We start from the raw sequence: 16,381 nt of genomic DNA on the forward strand, positions 1-16,381 counted from the left end.
CAGCCCGGGCGCTCGGCCAGCCCCTCGATGCTGCGCGCGCTGATCATGACCAGGTCGGGGTCGGCCCGCACCACGAATTCAGGGTTGAGCTTGGGAAAAGGCCCGAGCGTTGCCGGCAGGATGTTGCGGGCACCCAGGCGCGTGAGGGTTTCGCCAATGAAGGACGAGGGGCCCGCGCCATACGGCCCGCGGTTCACCTCGAAGTACACGCGCGCGCCGCGGGAGGCGGTTGGCACCGACTGCGCCGCGGCCTCGACCGCCGCATCGATGTGGCGCCACACGCGCTGCGCGTCGGGCACGGCCAGCAACTGGCCCAGCTTGCCCATCACGCGCTGCACGTCCGCATGGCTCTTGGGTTCGAGCGCCACCACGGTCAGGCCCAGCGCCTCCAGCCGGGCCGACGCACGCGACGAGGTGGCCATGACCACCACATCCGGGCGCAGGGCCACGATGGCTTCGATGTTTGGATCGAGCCCGCCACCCACCTGGGGCAGCCGCGTGACGGCCTCGGGCCAGTTGGAGTAGCGGTCCACCCCCACCATGCGGTGGCACTGGTCCAGCGCGCAGATGGTTTCGGTGAGCGATGGCAGCAGGCTCACGATGCGCTGGGGCGGGCGCGGCAGGGTGACGGTACGGCCCCGGTCGTCGGTGAGCTGGATGGCCTGAGCCGGCTGACCCGGTGTATGGGCCGATGTTTGCGCCTGGGCCAGGCCCGCCATCAGCGCGCACAGCGCGACAAGGATGGCGATCACCCACAGGATGCGGCGCACGGGGGTAGGTTTCATCGACGGGATTCTTTCAGGGTTGCTTCAGCGCCAGTGGCAGCCCGGCTGCCATCAGGGTGACGCGGGGGCACAGCTGTGCGACCTGCTGGTTGAGTGTGCCCAGGGCGTCCACAAAGGCGCGCACCTCGCGCCCCATCGGGATGACCCCCAGGCCGATTTCGTTGCCCACCAGAACAACGGGCCCGGGGGATTTCCGAACCGCTTCCAAAAACATAGCTGCTTGCGCTTGCCAGTCAAGCGCAAGAGCCTGTTTTTGCTCAAAATTCATGCCTTCGGCACCCACGGGCATCGTCCAGTGGGTGAGCCACAGCGTGAGGCAGTCCACCACCACAAGGGTGTGCGCCGCGCTGTGCCGCGCGATGGCAGCGGCCAGGTCGCGCGGCTCTTCGATGGTGCGCAGGCCGGGCACACGTTGGGCCCGGTCGCGCTGGTGCCGGGCGATGCGCTCGCGCATCTCGTCGTCCCATGCTTCGCCCGTGGCAATCAGCAGCGCGCGGTGGTCGCCGGCCTGTGCCAGCCAGTCGCGCGCGAGCAGTTCGGCGCGGCGCGACTTGCCGCTTTTCTGCCCACCCAGAATGAGTTCGGTGGTGATGGGCGAACGCGACGTGCTCATGCACCCGCTCCGCCCAGCAGATGGGCCGTGGCGGTGGGACTGGAAGGGAACCACGCATGGAAGTAGCTGGCGTGCAGGCTGCCCTGCCCGTACAGCGCCTCGCCAGTGCCCGGTTCGGCGGCTTCGCCGGGCCGGGCCGTGCGGGCCACCACGGGTGCGCTGCAGTCGCTGGTTGAGTAGTGGAACGTATGGCCGCGCAGGGTCTGCCCCGCCACGGCGACCTGCTGCGGCCCGAGCGCAGCCAATCGCCTTTGCATGGTCACCCGGCCGGGCAGCAGCCCCCACAGCGGCACCGTGCTGCCGTCGGCCAGCGTGATGGATTCCATCAGCGCCATCATGCCGCCGCACTCGGCCCACAGGGCTTTGCCTGCCGCCACATGGGCGCGCAGGCTGGCCTGCATGCCGGTGTTGGCCGCGATCTGCACGGTGTGCAGCTCCGGGTAGCCGCCGGGCAGCCACACGGCATCGCAGGCAGGCAGGGCGGTGTCGCGCAGGGGCGAAAAGAACACCACGCGTGCGCCCATCTGTTCGAGCAACTGGACGTTGGCGTCGTAGATGAAGCAGAACGCTGCATCACGCCCCACGGCCACCGTGCGGCCTTCGAGCAAGGTGGGCACGACCGCCGTGTGTGCGGGCAGGGGAAAATCCACCGCCCAGCGCTGCAGGTCAGGCGCCGTCATCTGGCCCAGCGGCGTGCCTTCCAGCGCGTCGGCGGCGACATCTAGGCGCTGCTGGCTGTCGGCCAGCTCGTGCGCCGCCACCAGGCCCAGGTGCCGCTCGGGCAGCAGGGCCCCGGGGACCCTGGCGGTACCTGCTTCAGCACCGGTGGTGACCCGCATCAGCGCGCCCAGCCAGTCGCCGGGCGCACGCAGGCCCGAGCGCAGCATGTCGGCGTGGCGCGCGCTGCCCACGCGATTGGCCAGCACACCCGCCCAGGGCAGGCCCGGGCGGTAATGCTGCAAGCCAAACGCCAGTGCACCAAAGGTGCCCGCCATGGCGGACGCATCGACCACCGCCAGCACCGGCACGCCGAAGCGCTGGGCCAGGTCGGCGGCGCTGGGATCGCCGTCGAACAAGCCCATCACGCCCTCGATCAGAAGAAGGTCGGCCTCTTGCGCGGCCGCATGCAGGCGCTGGGCACAGTCGGCCTCGCCGTTCATCCACAGGTCGAGCTGGTGCACCGGCGCACCGCTGGCCAGATGGTGCCAGTGGGGGTCGAGAAAATCCGGCCCGCACTTGAAGACGCGCACCTTCAGCCCCCTGCGCGTGTACAGCCGCGCAAGGGCTGCTGTGACGGTGGTCTTTCCCTGGCCAGACGCCGGGGCCGCGATCAGCAGCGCCGGGCAGCGGGTCATCGCACCACCCCTTGGCACTGGAGAGCGCCTGCATCACCAGAGCACAGCCTGCGCCGGGCCCAGGCCACATCGCCAGGGCCGCCCCTCCGCACAGGCAGTGCCCCCTCCCCCACGCGAGACATGGGAGAAGAAGAGAGGCGCGAAGCGCCACAGAGGGTGGGACTCACAGTGGCGCCCACTTCACGCCGACATACAGCGTGCGGCCGGGCGTGGCATAGCCGCGGGCCAGCTGGTAGTCCTTGTCGGCCAGGTTGTCGACCCGGGCCAGCAGGGTGTAGTCGCGGGCGATACGGGTGCTGGCGTACAAATTGAACAGCGCATAGCCGCCCAGCACATTGGTGTTGGCCACGGTGTCGAAGCGACGCCCCGAAGCCTGCACCTCGGCGCCCACCGTCCAGTTGGCAATGCGCGTGTCGGCGCCCAGGGTGGCATGGCGTTTGGCACGGCGGGCCAGTTGCTTGCCGGTGTCGAGGTCACGCGGGTTTTGCAGGTCGAGCGAGCCATGCAGCTGCACGCCCGACAGGTGGTACGAGCCAGCCAGCGTTACACCCTCGTACTTCGCGCGGGCCGTGTTCGCATAGCAGCCGAAGGAGGATGCACAGGTGCCTGCGCCCACGAACGAGATCAGGTTCGAGACCCGGTTGCGGTAGGCCACCACCGAGAAACTGCTGCGCTCCTGCGCGTAGCGCACGCCCAGCTCGGCGTTGTGGCTGGTCTCGGGCTGCAGCGTGGCCACGCCGTACTCACTGAACCGGTGGTACAGGGTGGGCGCGCGGAACGCCGTGCCCACCGATGCGGTGGCACGCCAGTTCGGCGCAAAGGCATAGCCGTATGACGCGCTGCCCGTGTCCTTGCCACCGAATTCGCTGTCGGAGTCATGGCGCACATTGACCTGCACGGTGTGGCGCCCCGTGTTCAGGCCGTAGCCCAGCGCCAGCGCATCCTGCGAGCGGCCGCGGTCGATGGGGTTGTTCTGCAGATCGTCTTCGCGGCGCTCCAGGGCGGCGCTGAAGCGGTGGACGCCCCAGCGGAAATCGTTCTGCCAGAGGTAGCCGCGCAGCCTGGTTTCGGTGAGGTAAGGCGATGGCGTGGTTTCGTAGCGGTTGGCCGAATCGGTGACCGACACGCGCGTGCTGTACGCATCGGACCATTGCGCCGTCCAGGTGAGGCCCGCCGTGCGCAGGCGGTTCAGGTTGCGGTCATCGGCGGGCTGGGCCGCGTTGTACGAGAAATTGTCGTAACCCGAATTCATGCGGCTGGCCAGCAGCGTGGCATCCAGGCGATGCTGGGCATTGATGCGCAAACCCAGCCGGGCATTGCCCGAGGTGCTGCGGTAGCCATCGCGGTCGGGGTTGTGCACGCCGCTGGTCTTGACGTCGAAGCCATCGCTGATTTCGCGCGCAAGGCCCAGCGAATAATCGAACGCCCCACCCAGCCCGGCCGCGCCGCTCACGCCCGCCTCGATCTTGCGGGTGCCCTGGCTGCCCACACCCACGCCCACGTAAGGCCGTGCGGGGCCTTCGCCCTTGCGGGTGAACAGCTGCACCACGCCCCCGATGGCATCCGAGCCATACACCGCAGCGGCCGGGCCGCGCAGCACTTCAATGCGGTCGATCTGCGACAGCGGAATCTGCTCCCATTGCGCGCCGCCGGTGGATTGCGAATCGATGCGCACGCCATCGATGTAGACGGCGGTGAAGCGCGATTCGGCACCCCGCAAAAAGACGCTGCTGGCATTGCCCACGCCACCGTTGCGGGTGATCTCGATGCCCGGAATGCGGGCCAGCACGTCGGCCAGCCCCGTGGCTCCGCTCGCCTCGATGGTTTCGCGGTCCACGATGGACACGTCGGCCACCAGATCGGACAGCGGCTGCTCGGTGCGGGTGGCGGTCACCACCGTGTCGTGCAGCGATGGCATGCGTGCGTTCTGCGCCAGCAGCACGGGTGCCTGGACATCCTGGGCATGGGCCAGCGGCACGGCCAGAACGGACAGGACAGCCAGCGCGCAAGGGCGCAGGCACAGCGGCGCCATACGGCGCACACGAGGGGTACGGAATTTCATGGGATCAACGTCTTCAAACAACCCGCGCCGGCTTCCCCGCCAGCATGTGGGAGATACGGCACCGCGCGCCTTCAGCAGGCGTGCGGTGCCACCATGTTGGCCGGTATCCGGGCTGGCGGAACGCCCTCCAATGCCTTCCCAGGGCTTGTTCAAGGCACCCAGTGGCGTGTGATTGGAGAGAGAGTCGGATGACTCGTCCGCTGACCGTTGCGGGGGCAGCGCAGGCTGGGTTCACCATGTTTGGCGAAACCTCCCTGCTTCCCGTTGAACTGCGGCATGTGAACCACACCGCGAGCACCAACAGGGGCATTTTACGGCCGTTTCAGATGCCGAGCTCTACAATGGCGGGCTGTATGGACGCACCCTCCACCACCGACCAGATCGCCGAGCGCGTTGAGCGGTTGCTCTTGCGCCACGCAGAACTCCAACGCACCAACGCCCTGCTGGCCAATCAGGTGGCAGCGCTCACCCAGGAGCGCGACTCGCTCAAGTCACGGCTCAGCGCCGCGCGCGCCCGGGTGGACGCACTGCTGGAACGCCTGCCCACTGCCCCCTCCCCCAAGGACGTCGAATGAAGCAAATCGAGGTGCAGATCCTGCAGCAAAGCTATCTGCTGTCCTGCCCCGAGGGGCATGAATCGCGGCTGCTGGAAGCCGTGGAGCGCGTGGACACGGCGATGACGCGCATCCGCGACGCTGGCAAGGTGCGCTCGCGCGAGCGCATCGCCGTACTGGCAGCCCTCAACCTGGCGTTTGACATTGCCGACCGCGACGCCACCGCACCGGCAGCACCACCCGTTCCACCGACAGCCCCGCCCGCAGCAAGCGCGGCAGAGGGCACGCCAGGCGAAAACCTCGATGCCCGGCGCCTGCAGACGCTGGTGCAGCGCCTGGACGAAGTCCTGGGCGACGACGGCAGGCTGCTCTGAGGCGCCTTATGCAGCGTCCTGGCGGCAGGCAAAGACCCATCTTTCGCACAGCTATTACATGGCGCAGCACCGGCACAAGGCATTTGCTACGCCTACAATGGAGACGTCTGCGGTGCTGCCGGGCTTTATATTTCCTTGAACCAATGCTCATTGAGCACGGGCTTGGTACATCGCCTGGTGAGCGTGATCATCTCGCGTCAGATGAACCCAACGCCTGGCTGCCCTCGCCCACCTGAACCCCCGGTTCAGGATGACGGTCCGGTGGCATTTGCAGACACCTTCCTTTCCAATCCCTTGGGATCTCCCTCTCCCAAGCGGCGCACCTGCTTGGCGAATTCCTTTTCATGATGCTCGAACCCCTTCTGATCGTTGAACTCGGAATTCTCGGTCTGGCTACGGGTTTCCTGGCAGGCCTGCTTGGCATCGGCGGCGGCATGCTGCTGGTGCCATTCCTGACCTACATCCTTGGGCTCCAAAAGGTCGGGCCGGGCCTTGCCGTCAAGATGGCCATCGCCACTTCGATGGCCACCATCATGTTCACCTCCATTTCCAGCGTCCGCGCCCACCATCGGCGAGGGGCGGTGCGCTGGGACATCGTCCGGCGGCTTGCGCCCGGCATCGTGGCCGGTGGACTGGTGGCAAGCCTGGGGGTCTTTGCGCTGCTGAAAGGGGCATTCCTGGCCATATTCTTCGGACTCTTCGTGAGCTTTTCCGCAACGCAGATGTTCCTGGACAAGAAGCCCGCGCCCTCCCGCCAGATGCCGGGCACGGCCGGGCAGTTGACGGCAGGCGGGGTGATCGGCTTCTTGTCAGGTTTGGTGGGCGCAGGCGGCGGGTTCGTGAGCGTGCCCTTCATGACCTGGTGCAACGTGGCCATCCATAACGCCGTGGCCACCAGCGCCGCGCTGGGATTTCCGATTGCGCTGGCCAACGTCGTGGGCTACGCCATCGGCGGCCAGTCGGTGGCAGACTTGCCGCCCGCATCGTTCGGCTACATCTGGCTGCCCGCGCTGGCTGTGATCGCCACATGCAGCGTCCTCACGGCCCCGCTGGGAGCACGTGCGGCGCACCAGTTGCCCGTGAAGCAACTCAAGCGCATATTTGCCAGCCTGCTGTTCGGTCTGGCGGCGTACATGCTCTGGAAGGGCGTCGCGGCGCTCTGATGGCCCTTGCAGCACGGCCAAGCCGTGCTGCGATGCCTCTCAAAGACTCCTACCGTAATCCTCGGCGGGAGCCTCCCAAGGTAGCGCAAGCGCCTCGCGTACTGGCGAAATGAACTCGGAGTTGCAACGCCCTTGCCCTGTGGCGTTGATGGTTTCCGCAACGCCAGCCCCGCCGCCCGAAACACGCCTGCTCAGCCTTGGCGATCCCCCTCCAGGCCCGCCGCGCCCTGCCCCCCCGCACCGCGGCTCCTTGCACGGAGGTTGCTGGCCTCCACAGGCTTTTTGCCGTTGTCCGCAGTGGCGCTGAAGCAGCCGCCAATCAGCTGGCTGGCGCAAGCGACGGGAACGGCGCCTGGCCGCGAACCGACTTGCCCAGCAATTGCCTGAACTCCGCCCCAGGAAGCCCTGGCGCACAGAGGAATCCCTGGAAGTGCTGGCATTCCATCTGCTGCAGAACAGCGCGCTGGGTGGTGGTTTCAACCCCTTCGGCCACCACTTCGATGTGCAGAGCGCGGCCCATGCTGATGATGGCGCCGACGATGGCGCGGTCACCCTCGTCTTCCGGCAAGCCACGGATGAATGACTGGTCGATCTTGAGCTTGTGGATCGGCAGCTTTTTGAGGTATGCGAGGCTGGAATAGCCCGTGCCGAAATCGTCGATCGCCAGATGCACCCCCAGGTCAGCCAGGGCCCGCAACCGTTGCTCCATTTCCTGGGCGTCCTGCAGCAAAATGGTTTCCGTCAGCTCCAGCTCCAGCAATGTGGGGGGTAAGTGGTGTACTGCCAGCAGGCGCGTGAGGCGCTCGACAAAATCGGCCTGGCGAAATTCAAGCGCGGACACATTGACGGACACCACAATGGGCATGCCCTCGTGCATCCAGCGAGCGGCTTCGCGCACGGACTGCTCCATGACCCACGCGCCCAGTGTGACGATGTAGCCAGACTCCTCGGCCAGCGGAACGAATTGTGCCGGAGGCACGGCTCCGAATTCAGGATCGGTCCAGCGGATCAGGGCTTCGGCACCTACGATCCTTCCCGTGACAAGGTTGACCTGTGGCTGGTAGTGCACGGCCATGCGTTGCTCACCCAGCGCCTGACGCATGGCGTGTTCCAGCCTCATTCGCATCAGCAGATTGGCATTCATCTGCGGCTGGTAGAAGCCGTAGCTGCCGCGCCCGCGCTCCTTGACGCGGTACATGGCCGTATCAGCCTGCTTGATCAGATCGTCAAGGCCCTCTCCGTCCTGCGGGTACAGCGCCATGCCGATGCTGCACTGGATGGAAAAGCCCATGCCGTCGAGCAGGAAGGGCCGCAGCATGTCGTCGAGAATCCGCCGGGCCACACTCTCGGCGACCACCGCATCGGCACCGTGCAGGTAAATGACGAACTCATCGCCGCCCAGGCGGCACAGCATGTCGGTCTGGCGCAGGCACGCCTGCAGCCGCTCCGCGACCAATTGCAGCACCCGGTCGCCGAAGGGATGGCCCAGCGAATCATTGATGATCTTGAACCGGTCGAGGTCCAGAAAAAGGATCGCGAAACCCGTGTCGGTGGCTCGGGCGCCCTGAATGGCCGTGTCCACCCGTTGGGTCAGCAGCAGCCGGTTGGGCAGGCCAGTGAGCACGTCACTGTAGGCGAGTTCCTCAATGCGCTTCTGCGCCGCATGCTGCAACGTGAGATCGCGCATGAAACCAATGCTCTGAATCAGCCGCCCTTCGTCGTCCCGTAGCGCCACCCACGAAAGGTGCACGGCGCAGTAGGCGCCGCCCTCGCGAGGCAGCCAGAGCTCGCCCTCCCAGAAACCCTCGCGGTCCCATCCTGCCTGCACCTGTTCCATGAAAGAGGCATCCGAGCCACCGCCAAACAGGGAAGCGGCCAGACACCCCAGAAAAGCCGCTGCAGAAGGCCCCACCAGGCGCTCACAGCCAGGGTTCATGCGCATCAGATGGTGCTGGCTGTCTGCGATGAAAATCGCGTCAAGGCTGGAGTCGAAAACCTGCGCCGCCAAGCGCAAGCTGGCCTGCACTTCAGCCTGTCGGGTGATGTCGCGAAAGGAATACACGCGCCCCACGGGGCGCCCCTGGTGCAGTTGGGGCACAACGCGGCGCTCAAGCGTTACACCGCCGCGCAATTCGAGGATGTCGGTGCTCTCCAGCAACGGTTCTCGCTCAAGGGCAGCAAGGCGGTCACGGTAACCCTTGCCATCCAGCACCTGGGCTGCAAGGTGATCATGCACGGCTGCGTCGTTGCGCTGCACTAGCAGGTCGCGCGGGATTCCCCAAATCTGCGCCAGACGTTGATTGAACGCCCGCACACGCCCATCCAGTCCGCACACAAGCATTCCATCGGCGGCAGAGTCAAGCGTGGCCCGCAACTCGCAGAGCAAGGTTTCAAGCTCCTGCTCGGTGGCCTCTTGCCGGCTGCGGTCGAGCATCGTCAGCAGGAGTGCAGCGTGTCCACCAGCAAGTTCCACTCTGGCGACGCTCCGGTCCACCGGCACCAAGAAACCATCGGCACGCAGCACATGGGTGTGTGAGCGGATGCCCTGCGCCACGACTGCAGCGGGCTCGGCCCAGAAGGCGTGGTCCTGAGGAGTTGCGGCCAGAAGCGTCACGGGCTGGCCTACCATGAGGCCGCAAGGCATGCCGGCCAAGCGCTCTGCCGCGCGGTTCGCCTGCAGAATGCACAGGTTTTTTCCGTCCACCAGCCACACCGCCTCCAGCAGGCCGTCCAGCCAGGACTGGGGTGGTGGCTGCATCACGCTTGCGCCTCGTCAGGGCCCGGATCCACGGCCCGCTCAAAGAAATAGCAGATGCGCTTGCGCGGCGAAAGGTAATCGAGCGCGTCGCGCGGCAACTGGGAAGGCTTGAGGCTGCGCCGAATGCCAAGCTCAGGGACGGTTTCCAGGTCGAGGATGGGCGCCTCGTCCTTGGGCACCCGGGAGTCATGAACGATCACCTTGGGCCGCAGCGGCCTCGACGAATTGACCGACACCACGATGGCATAGCGGTCGTTGACGAGCTGTACCACGGATCCAGGGGGATACACCCCCATCATGCGGATGAATGCACCCAGCACCACAGAATCGAAACGCGCCTTGAGCTGGGCAAAAATCACCGACAGCGCCTCGTGCGGCGTCAATGCCTCCGTGCCCCCGACCGGGTTGCACATGCGGTCGTAGTGGTTCACCAGCGCCAGAATTTTTCCTGCGCGCCGCATGTCCTCGCCCACGAGGTGCAATGGAAAGCCGCTGCCGTCCACCATTTCGTGGTGCTGCGCAATGGCAATCAACACCGCCTCTGACAAATCCATGTGTTGCGCCAGGGCCACCGAGTGCCCTACGTGTGACTCATAGCGTTCACGCTCGGCAGGCGTCAGGCTGGGCGCAGGCTGGGCCAAACCTGCCGGAATGCTGAGCTTGCCCAGATCGTGCAATAGCGCGGCCATGCCCAGCTCATGCAGTTCAGGCCCTTTCATTCCAAGCGCCCGGCCCAACAGCAGACTGACCACCATCACATTGACAGGGTGCAACGCACTTGCCTCGCCAACGCCCTCCGACAGCAGGCGGATCACGGAGTCGCCGTTGTGCAGCAGGTCCCTGAGGCATCCGGCCACCAGGGCCTCGCCATGGTGCCGAGCCTGCGCGGGCTGCCCAGCCACCGCGCGCTCGAGAGACTTGTATTGCAGCGTAGCCTCTCCGAACCGCTGGTTGCACACTGCCAAGACGTGGTTCTGGACGCGCAGATGGTCACGGCGCTGCGCGGCGAGCAAAGTCGCCGGTGCCTCAACCAGGGAGGGCGCAGGCTCTGGAGGCATCGCTTCGGCTTCCGTGGGCGTATCGCCCTCGTCCGGGATGGGATCGCTTTTCTTGGGAAAGTACCGGACTTGGGTCAGCCCCAGTCCACGCAGCGTTGCGATCTGGTCTGCGGACACGATCCGAAAGCTGCTGACGGGAAAAGGATGGTGCATCCAGCCAATGTCGAGCTGAACGTACATGCCGATGCGAAGCTGGCCAGGATCGATGAGGACGGAAGAGTTCACGGAAAGCCGGTGAAACACGGTGACATGGTTGCCACCATTGGTTACAGCAATTATCACCCGGTGGGAAGCCAAGGCACCGTCACCAAACCAACTGTGCGGCGGCGCGGCAACACCTGTTCAAAAGACTACCCCAGCCGGACCAGCCGGGCGGGTAGACCGGCAACTATCGCGCCGTGGCTACCGACACCACAACGAAGGCTTGTAAATCAGGTCCATCCACAGCGCCCATCCGGCAACACCGACGAGCAAGCCCCCCGCGAGGCGGGTGCCCCACCGCGCGCGTGCGGCGTTGAGGTGTGCGCGCAGCTTTCCCCAGAGCCAGGGGGCACTCACCAGCCACACACCGCTACCCACGCCAAACAGCGCCATGGTGAGTGCGCCCTGCAAGGGCCCACCGCTCAGCGCTGCCACCAGCAGCGCCGAATACAGCAAACCGCAAGGCATCAACGCCCAAAGCACCCCCCCACCATCAGGCCACCGGGCGCACGCACCAGAGGCTGTACCCGGCGCCACGCCGCACGCCCTGCCTGCTCCACCCACACCGGCTGGCGCGCCTGGACTATCATCATCAAGCCCCAAGCCATGACCGCGACGTGCATCAGAGTCCATGCCGGGCTCAAAGCCGCGGTTTGCTGCGTCAGCCACGCCAGGCTGTCCATGGCCAGCGCGGCAACAGCCCCTGCAGCGGCATAGCCCGCCAGACGTCCGCCGTGGAACGCCAGCAATCTCCGAAGCATGCTGCCTCGGGGCAACCACTGCACGGTGCGGGAAACCTCATTTCCACCTTCACCCGGCGGTGAGTTTGCAGCCCCCACCAGCGCGCCGCAGGGCGCTGAGCACATGGCCAAGCAATGGGGGCCGCCGGCAAGCCCCATGAGCAAGGCAGCGAAGGTCAGCGGCGCAAGCATGGAAACGGGAAGTCCGGTGGGCTCGTTCAAATGATGCGGGAGAAGCGAGCCCGGTTGCGGTCAGCCTGCAGGTAGCGATCGAACACCATGGCAATTCCTCGCACGAAAAACCACCCCATGGACGTAACCTTCACGCCTTCCGCACTCAGCACTACCAGCCCTTGCTCGGCCATGGTTTCCATCTGCTCGAGTTCGGGGGCGAAGTACTTCCGAAAGTCGATGAGCCATGCTTGGTCAAGGGGTTCAAACAGCAACTCGCCCTGGCACATGAGCGCCATGATAACCGCGCGGCGCACAAGATCGTCGCGGTTAAGCGCCAAGCCGCGCACCACGGGCAGGCGCCCCTGGTCCAGATGGTCGTAATACTCTTCAAGCGACTTCGCGTTCTGGCTGTAGGTGGCCCCCACGCGACCGATGGCCGACACCCCGAGACCAATCAAATCGCAATCTGGCTGGGTACTATAGCCCTGGAAATTGCGATGAAGGCGACCTTGCCGCTTGGCCACAGCCAATGCATCCGTGGGCAACGCAAAATGGTCCATTCCCACGTAGACGTAGCCGGCATCGATAAAGGTTTCAAGCGAACGCGACAGCATGGTCACCTTCGAGGACGCGGTGGGCAGTTCGGTCGAAATGATCCGGCGTTGCGGCTTGAAGCGATCAGGCAAATGCGCGTAGGCGTACAAAGCGATCCGGTCAGGACGAAGCTGCACAACCTGCGCCAAGGTACGATCAAATGACTCGGGGGTTTGGCGCGGCAATCCATAAATCAGGTCTACGTTGACCGACTCGAACCCCAGCGAGCGCGCGGCCTCCACCAACGCAAACACCTGCTCGGCAGGCTGAATGCGGTGCACGGCCTTCTGCACTTCGGCATCAAAGTCCTGCACGCCGAAACTCAGGCGGTTGAAACCCAATTCTGCAAGCACCGCAAGCCGCTCCGCACTGACCGTGCGGGGGTCCACTTCGATCGAATATTCCCCTCCAGGCGCAAACGTGAAGCTGCGCCGGAGCATGGCCATCAATTGGCGCAACCCGTCGTCCGAAAGAAAAGTGGGAGTGCCGCCACCCAAGTGCAACTGGCTGACGGTCTGCCCCGTACCGCAGTGGGCGGTGTGCAGGTCGATCTCACGACTGAGATAACGCAGGTAGACGTCAGCGCGATCGTGGTGTTTAGTGATGATCTTGTTGCAAGCGCAGTAGTAGCAAAGCGACTCACAAAAAGGGATATGGACATACAGGGACAGTGGCAGCGCCGTGGCCGCGGTTCCAAGCCGCCTCTGAGACAGCGCCAGCACATAATCCTCTTGTCCGAAGGCTTCTACAAACCGATCGGCAGTGGGATAGGACGTGTAGCGGGGCCCTGGCACGTCAAAACGGCGCAGAAGTTCTGGGGAAACAGCGTTCATGGGAAAATATCCTTGCGTGCAACGTTACTGTGCCGTACCCTTGACCCTGCGTCCTTGACCTAAATCAAGCAAGCAAAGGGGCGTACCGGCGACAATTTGATTCATGTCAGCCGTGCAGCCGCCGCGCAGGGTCTTCGTAACTCAACAGCCAGAAGCTCATTATCCCGGCCCAACCAAGCTCCAGTGTCCATGAATCCGCAAACCATCAAAGTCGCCTGTTCCAACTGCAACCTGCGTGAGCTGTGCATGCCCGTAGGTCTGAGCGAACAGCAGCTGCAGCGTATCGACGAAGTCGTGGCCGTACGCCGAAAGGTCAAGCGGGGGGGCACCCTGTTCCGCAACGGCGAATCATTTACATCTCTTTACGCCATTCGCACTGGTTTTTTCAAGACCTGCGTTGCGACCGAGGACGGGCGCGATCAGGTGACGGGCTTCCAGATGGCAGGGGAAATCATTGGCCTCGACGGCATCGTCAACGACCACCACACTTGTGACGCCGTGGCCCTGGAAGATGCCGAGGTGTGCGTCATGCCCTTCGACCGCATCGAAGAGCTCTCCCGTGAAGTGAATGCTCTGCAGCACCATGTCCACAAGATCATGAGCCGCGAAATCGTGCGCGAACATGGGGTCATGCTTCTGCTGGGAAGCATGCGCGCCGAGGAGCGTCTGGCCGCATTTCTTCTTAACCTGGTGCAACGCCTGCATGCCCGCGGTTTTTCGCAATCCGAATTGGTGCTGAGAATGACACGGGAAGAAATCGGCAGTTACCTGGGTCTCAAGTTGGAAACCGTAAGCCGCACCTTCTCGAAGTTTGTCGAAGACGGCATCGTGGAGGTGAAGCAGCGCCATGTCCGGATCCTTGACACCGAGGCACTGCGGCGCATCGTCAACAACCAACAAGCCTGCCATTGAGGCTTCGCGCCACCGCCCTGCCCTCATGGGCACGGTGAAATCTTGCGGCAGTCGTCTGGCCTTGCGTCGGTCGGAACCGGGCAACGATTGAGTTCGAAAGGCGACATGGACAGCAGTGTCGTCAACGCGCTGGCCACCATGGTGACGCCCCAGAAAACAAAGAAAGCCAAGGTATAAACCCCTTCACGAGACAGCGCCACGGGCTGGCCGAACCAGTGCAGATCCTGGGGATCCACCATGGCGAAGATCAGCATTTCCAGAACGCCAGCAACTAAAAAGGCAGGCCAGGCAATCCACATCAGGCGTTGCATCGACATCTCTTGCTTTCTAGGGTGTTGCAGAAAAGGGCAGTGTGTGATGACTTCGCAATGCAAAACTCAGCGTGGTTGGTCCTCGGCAGGCGTTGCCGCATGATTGCGCGCCTTGAGGGCCGGGGCACGGCTCTTTTCCGAGTTTGCCAGGGTCTGGTTGATCTCAATCCCCTCGCGGTAATAGTCTTCCGTGATCACCGGGTCTGGCCGACTGACCGCCAGCCACAAAGTCACAAACCCAGCGATGATCACGATCACGGGTCCGGCAATCACAAGCCAGACGTGGCCAAATTGCCACCACGGCTTGGATTCAGAAACAGCTGCGGACATGGATGACATGAAAACTCCTGTAGCTAGAGGCAAGTGGACCACAAAACGCAAGGACGTGCTCAAGAGACAAAGCCGTCAGCGGGGCACGAGGAAGATGGACTTCTCGCTCACCTTGCCTCCGCCTTCACCCCCCGAAATCTCGAAGTGAATGGTATGGGATCCTGAAGACGCAGAGCCATACGGAATATGCAAGCGCACCGACACCCAACGCGACTCGGCTGCACCAATCTCCACTTCCTGCTCTTCAGACACGACCTCGAGCCCTTGCAATCCGTTGGCAGTGATGCGGTAACGCTGAGCGGCTTCTGTCGCATTCATGATCTGGAGCCGGTAGACGTTTTCCAGCTTTCCACCGGCCACAATGCGGGACAACGCAGCACGGTCGCGCACGATGTCCACTTTGAGGGGGGTGCGCATAGTCAGGCTGACGAGCATGCCCACACACAGGGCCACCAGCACAGTGGTATAGATGAGCACCCGTGGGCGCAGAACATGGCGCAATATCTGCGACTGGCTCCACCGGTTCAACACGCCGTTCTGCGTGGAATACCGGATCAGCCCCCGCGGATAATGCATCTTGTCCATGACAGTGTTGCACGCATCTACGCAGAGGCCGCAACCGATGCACTCGTATTGCAGTCCCTTGCGGATGTCGATACCCACGGGGCAAACCTGCACGCACAAGGTGCAATCGATGCAATCGCCCAGGCCCTTAGCCTTGTAGTCAACGGCCTTGGTCCGCGGCCCGCGGGGCTCGCCGCGCTCGGGGTCATAGCTGACAATGAGGGTGTCCCGGTCGAACATGGCGCTTTGAAAGCGCGCATAGGGACACATGTACTTGCAGACCTGCTCGCGCATAAAGCCGGCATTGCCATAAGTAGCAAAGCCATAGAACAGCACCCAGAATATCTGCCATCCACCCTGCAGGGCCAAAAGCTCCCCGCCGAGTTCGCGGATCGGCACGAAGTAGCCCACAAAAGTAAAACCGGTCCACAGCGATACAGCAATCCAGACGAATTGCTTCAGGAATTTTTTGCGGACCTTCTCGAAAGTCCAAGGGCTGTTGTCCAAGCGCAAGCGCGCACTACGGTCACCTTCGATCTTGTGCTCGATCCACATGAAGATCTCGGTATAGACCGTCTGCGGACAGGCAAAACCGCACCAAAGACGCCCTGCCACAGCCGTGAACAGAAACAACGACAAGGCCGATATGATCAGCAGCCCCGTGAGATAGATGAAGTCCTGCGGATAGAGGACCAGACCGAAAATGTAGAAGCGGCGAGCCCCCAGATCGAACAGCACCATCTGGCGCTGCCCCCACTCCAGCCACGGCAAACCGTAGAAAACGAGCTGCGTAAGAAACACCATCGCCCAACGCCAGCGGGCAAAAAACCCGCTGATGGAGCGGGGGTAAATCTTCCGTTGCGCTTCGTAGAGGGAGACTATCTCACCCTCGGCCGATGGCTCGGGTGCGGCTGCCGCAATGGGTATGACCTTGCGCGGCGACCTGTCGGATGATGTCATGGTGGAGCTATGAAGGCAGAAACACAAAAACTACAGAGCA

The 16,381-nt window shown here is 64.0% G+C and carries 14 protein-coding genes, 1 other RNA gene, 1 pseudogene and 1 riboswitch; of the genes and pseudogenes, 5 read left to right on the plus strand and 11 right to left on the minus strand.

The genetic code is table 11. The features are described from left to right. The 4 genes from ACDELDRAFT_RS01810 to ACDELDRAFT_RS01825 form a co-directional block, all read right to left on the minus strand. On the minus strand, window positions 1-785 hold a 785-nt coding region (locus ACDELDRAFT_RS01810; protein WP_005793035.1), incomplete at its 3' end, for an ABC transporter substrate-binding protein. A 13-nt stretch (window positions 786-798) separates the two neighbouring features. After that, window positions 799-1,398 (minus strand): bifunctional adenosylcobinamide kinase/adenosylcobinamide-phosphate guanylyltransferase, encoded by a 600-nt coding sequence (locus ACDELDRAFT_RS01815; protein WP_005793036.1) that lies wholly within the window; start codon window positions 1,396-1,398, stop codon window positions 799-801. Further along, window positions 1,395-2,753, minus strand: a complete 1,359-nt coding sequence (locus ACDELDRAFT_RS01820; RefSeq protein ID WP_005793037.1) for a cobyrinate a,c-diamide synthase — start codon at window positions 2,751-2,753, stop codon at window positions 1,395-1,397. The genes ACDELDRAFT_RS01815 and ACDELDRAFT_RS01820 overlap by 4 nt, the downstream gene beginning before the upstream one ends. Window positions 2,754-2,916: 163 nt before the next feature. Continuing rightward, on the minus strand, window positions 2,917-4,815 hold the full coding sequence (locus tag ACDELDRAFT_RS01825) for a TonB-dependent receptor domain-containing protein (RefSeq protein WP_040327757.1): 1,899 nt from the start codon (window positions 4,813-4,815) through the stop codon (window positions 2,917-2,919). A gap of 81 nt (window positions 4,816-4,896) precedes the next feature. Further along, window positions 4,897-5,132, minus strand: a riboswitch (cobalamin riboswitch). Window positions 5,133-5,168: 36 nt separating this feature from the next. Here ACDELDRAFT_RS01825 and ACDELDRAFT_RS01830 point away from each other — a divergent pair. From ACDELDRAFT_RS01830 to ACDELDRAFT_RS01840, 4 genes are all read left to right on the plus strand, one after another. Next, on the plus strand, window positions 5,169-5,390 hold the full coding sequence (locus ACDELDRAFT_RS01830; RefSeq protein ID WP_040327759.1) for a hypothetical protein: 222 nt from the start codon (window positions 5,169-5,171) through the stop codon (window positions 5,388-5,390). Continuing rightward, window positions 5,387-5,743: a cell division protein ZapA gene (locus ACDELDRAFT_RS01835; protein ID WP_005793040.1), complete on the plus strand. Its 357-nt coding sequence runs from the start codon at window positions 5,387-5,389 to the stop codon at window positions 5,741-5,743. Before ACDELDRAFT_RS01830 ends, ACDELDRAFT_RS01835 begins: the two co-directional genes overlap by 4 nt. 101 nt (window positions 5,744-5,844) lie before the next feature. Beyond that, a non-coding RNA gene (gene ssrS, locus ACDELDRAFT_RS26255) (6S RNA) lies at window positions 5,845-6,024 on the plus strand. A gap of 66 nt (window positions 6,025-6,090) precedes the next feature. Beyond that, window positions 6,091-6,906, plus strand: a complete 816-nt coding sequence (locus ACDELDRAFT_RS01840; protein ID WP_040327774.1) for a sulfite exporter TauE/SafE family protein — start codon at window positions 6,091-6,093, stop codon at window positions 6,904-6,906. Window positions 6,907-7,225: 319 nt separating this feature from the next. Here ACDELDRAFT_RS01840 and ACDELDRAFT_RS01845 read toward each other — a convergent pair whose 3' ends face one another. The 4 genes and pseudogenes from ACDELDRAFT_RS01845 to hemN all read right to left on the minus strand — a co-directional run bounded on the left by ACDELDRAFT_RS01845 (window position 7,226) and on the right by hemN (window position 13,264). Next, a complete protein-coding gene (locus ACDELDRAFT_RS01845; RefSeq protein ID WP_005793042.1) occupies window positions 7,226-9,664 on the minus strand; it encodes a sensor domain-containing protein in 2,439 nt (812 codons plus the stop codon). Then, on the minus strand, window positions 9,664-10,947 hold the full coding sequence (locus ACDELDRAFT_RS01850) for an HD-GYP domain-containing protein (protein WP_040327762.1): 1,284 nt from the start codon (window positions 10,945-10,947) through the stop codon (window positions 9,664-9,666). The genes ACDELDRAFT_RS01845 and ACDELDRAFT_RS01850 overlap by 1 nt, the downstream gene beginning before the upstream one ends. A 177-nt stretch (window positions 10,948-11,124) precedes the next feature. Next, a pseudogene (locus ACDELDRAFT_RS01855) lies at window positions 11,125-11,855 on the minus strand (sulfite exporter TauE/SafE family protein). 26 nt (window positions 11,856-11,881) lie between these two features. Continuing rightward, window positions 11,882-13,264, minus strand: a complete 1,383-nt coding sequence (hemN, locus tag ACDELDRAFT_RS01860; RefSeq protein WP_005793046.1) for an oxygen-independent coproporphyrinogen III oxidase — start codon at window positions 13,262-13,264, stop codon at window positions 11,882-11,884. 189 nt (window positions 13,265-13,453) lie between these two features. On the opposite strand from hemN, the gene fnr reads away from it, so the two are divergent. Further along, window positions 13,454-14,176: a fumarate/nitrate reduction transcriptional regulator Fnr gene (fnr, locus tag ACDELDRAFT_RS01865; RefSeq protein ID WP_005793047.1), complete on the plus strand. Its 723-nt coding sequence runs from the start codon at window positions 13,454-13,456 to the stop codon at window positions 14,174-14,176. Window positions 14,177-14,199: 23 nt separating this feature from the next. On the opposite strand, the gene ACDELDRAFT_RS01870 is transcribed toward fnr, so the two are convergent. The 3 genes from ACDELDRAFT_RS01870 to ccoG form a co-directional block, all read right to left on the minus strand. After that, entirely contained in the window at window positions 14,200-14,493 is a 294-nt protein-coding gene (locus ACDELDRAFT_RS01870; RefSeq protein ID WP_040327764.1) for a hypothetical protein, read from the minus strand. A gap of 60 nt (window positions 14,494-14,553) precedes the next feature. Then, on the minus strand, window positions 14,554-14,826 hold the full coding sequence (locus ACDELDRAFT_RS01875) for a FixH family protein (protein WP_005793049.1): 273 nt from the start codon (window positions 14,824-14,826) through the stop codon (window positions 14,554-14,556). 66 nt (window positions 14,827-14,892) lie between these two features. Next, window positions 14,893-16,341: a cytochrome c oxidase accessory protein CcoG gene (gene ccoG, locus ACDELDRAFT_RS01880; RefSeq protein ID WP_005793050.1), complete on the minus strand. Its 1,449-nt coding sequence runs from the start codon at window positions 16,339-16,341 to the stop codon at window positions 14,893-14,895. Window positions 16,342-16,381 lie beyond the last annotated feature (40 nt).

It is taken from the genome of Acidovorax delafieldii 2AN (genome assembly GCF_000175235.1).
Taxonomy (GTDB): domain Bacteria; phylum Pseudomonadota; class Gammaproteobacteria; order Burkholderiales; family Burkholderiaceae_C; genus Acidovorax; species Acidovorax delafieldii_B.

Excerpts from the sequence above, each read along its gene's own strand:
- ACDELDRAFT_RS01840 (WP_040327774.1), top strand. The coding sequence starts at position 6,091 with ATGCTCGAACCCCTTCTGATCGTTGAACTCGGAATTCTCGGTCTGGCT.
- fnr (WP_005793047.1), top strand. The coding sequence starts at position 13,454 with ATGAATCCGCAAACCATCAAAGTCGCCTGTTCCAACTGCAACCTGCGT.
- ACDELDRAFT_RS01870 (WP_040327764.1), bottom strand. The coding sequence starts at position 14,493 with ATGTCGATGCAACGCCTGATGTGGATTGCCTGGCCTGCCTTTTTAGTT.
- ACDELDRAFT_RS01830 (WP_040327759.1), top strand. The coding sequence starts at position 5,169 with ATGGACGCACCCTCCACCACCGACCAGATCGCCGAGCGCGTTGAGCGG.
- ACDELDRAFT_RS01835 (WP_005793040.1), top strand. The coding sequence starts at position 5,387 with ATGAAGCAAATCGAGGTGCAGATCCTGCAGCAAAGCTATCTGCTGTCC.
- ACDELDRAFT_RS01845 (WP_005793042.1), bottom strand. The coding sequence starts at position 9,664 with ATGCAGCCACCACCCCAGTCCTGGCTGGACGGCCTGCTGGAGGCGGTG.
- ACDELDRAFT_RS01825 (WP_040327757.1), bottom strand. The coding sequence starts at position 4,815 with ATGAAATTCCGTACCCCTCGTGTGCGCCGTATGGCGCCGCTGTGCCTG.
- ACDELDRAFT_RS01820 (WP_005793037.1), bottom strand. The coding sequence starts at position 2,753 with ATGACCCGCTGCCCGGCGCTGCTGATCGCGGCCCCGGCGTCTGGCCAG.
- ACDELDRAFT_RS01815 (WP_005793036.1), bottom strand. The coding sequence starts at position 1,398 with ATGAGCACGTCGCGTTCGCCCATCACCACCGAACTCATTCTGGGTGGG.
- ACDELDRAFT_RS01875 (WP_005793049.1), bottom strand. The coding sequence starts at position 14,826 with ATGTCATCCATGTCCGCAGCTGTTTCTGAATCCAAGCCGTGGTGGCAA.
- hemN (WP_005793046.1), bottom strand. The coding sequence starts at position 13,264 with ATGAACGCTGTTTCCCCAGAACTTCTGCGCCGTTTTGACGTGCCAGGG.
- ccoG (WP_005793050.1), bottom strand. The coding sequence starts at position 16,341 with ATGACATCATCCGACAGGTCGCCGCGCAAGGTCATACCCATTGCGGCA.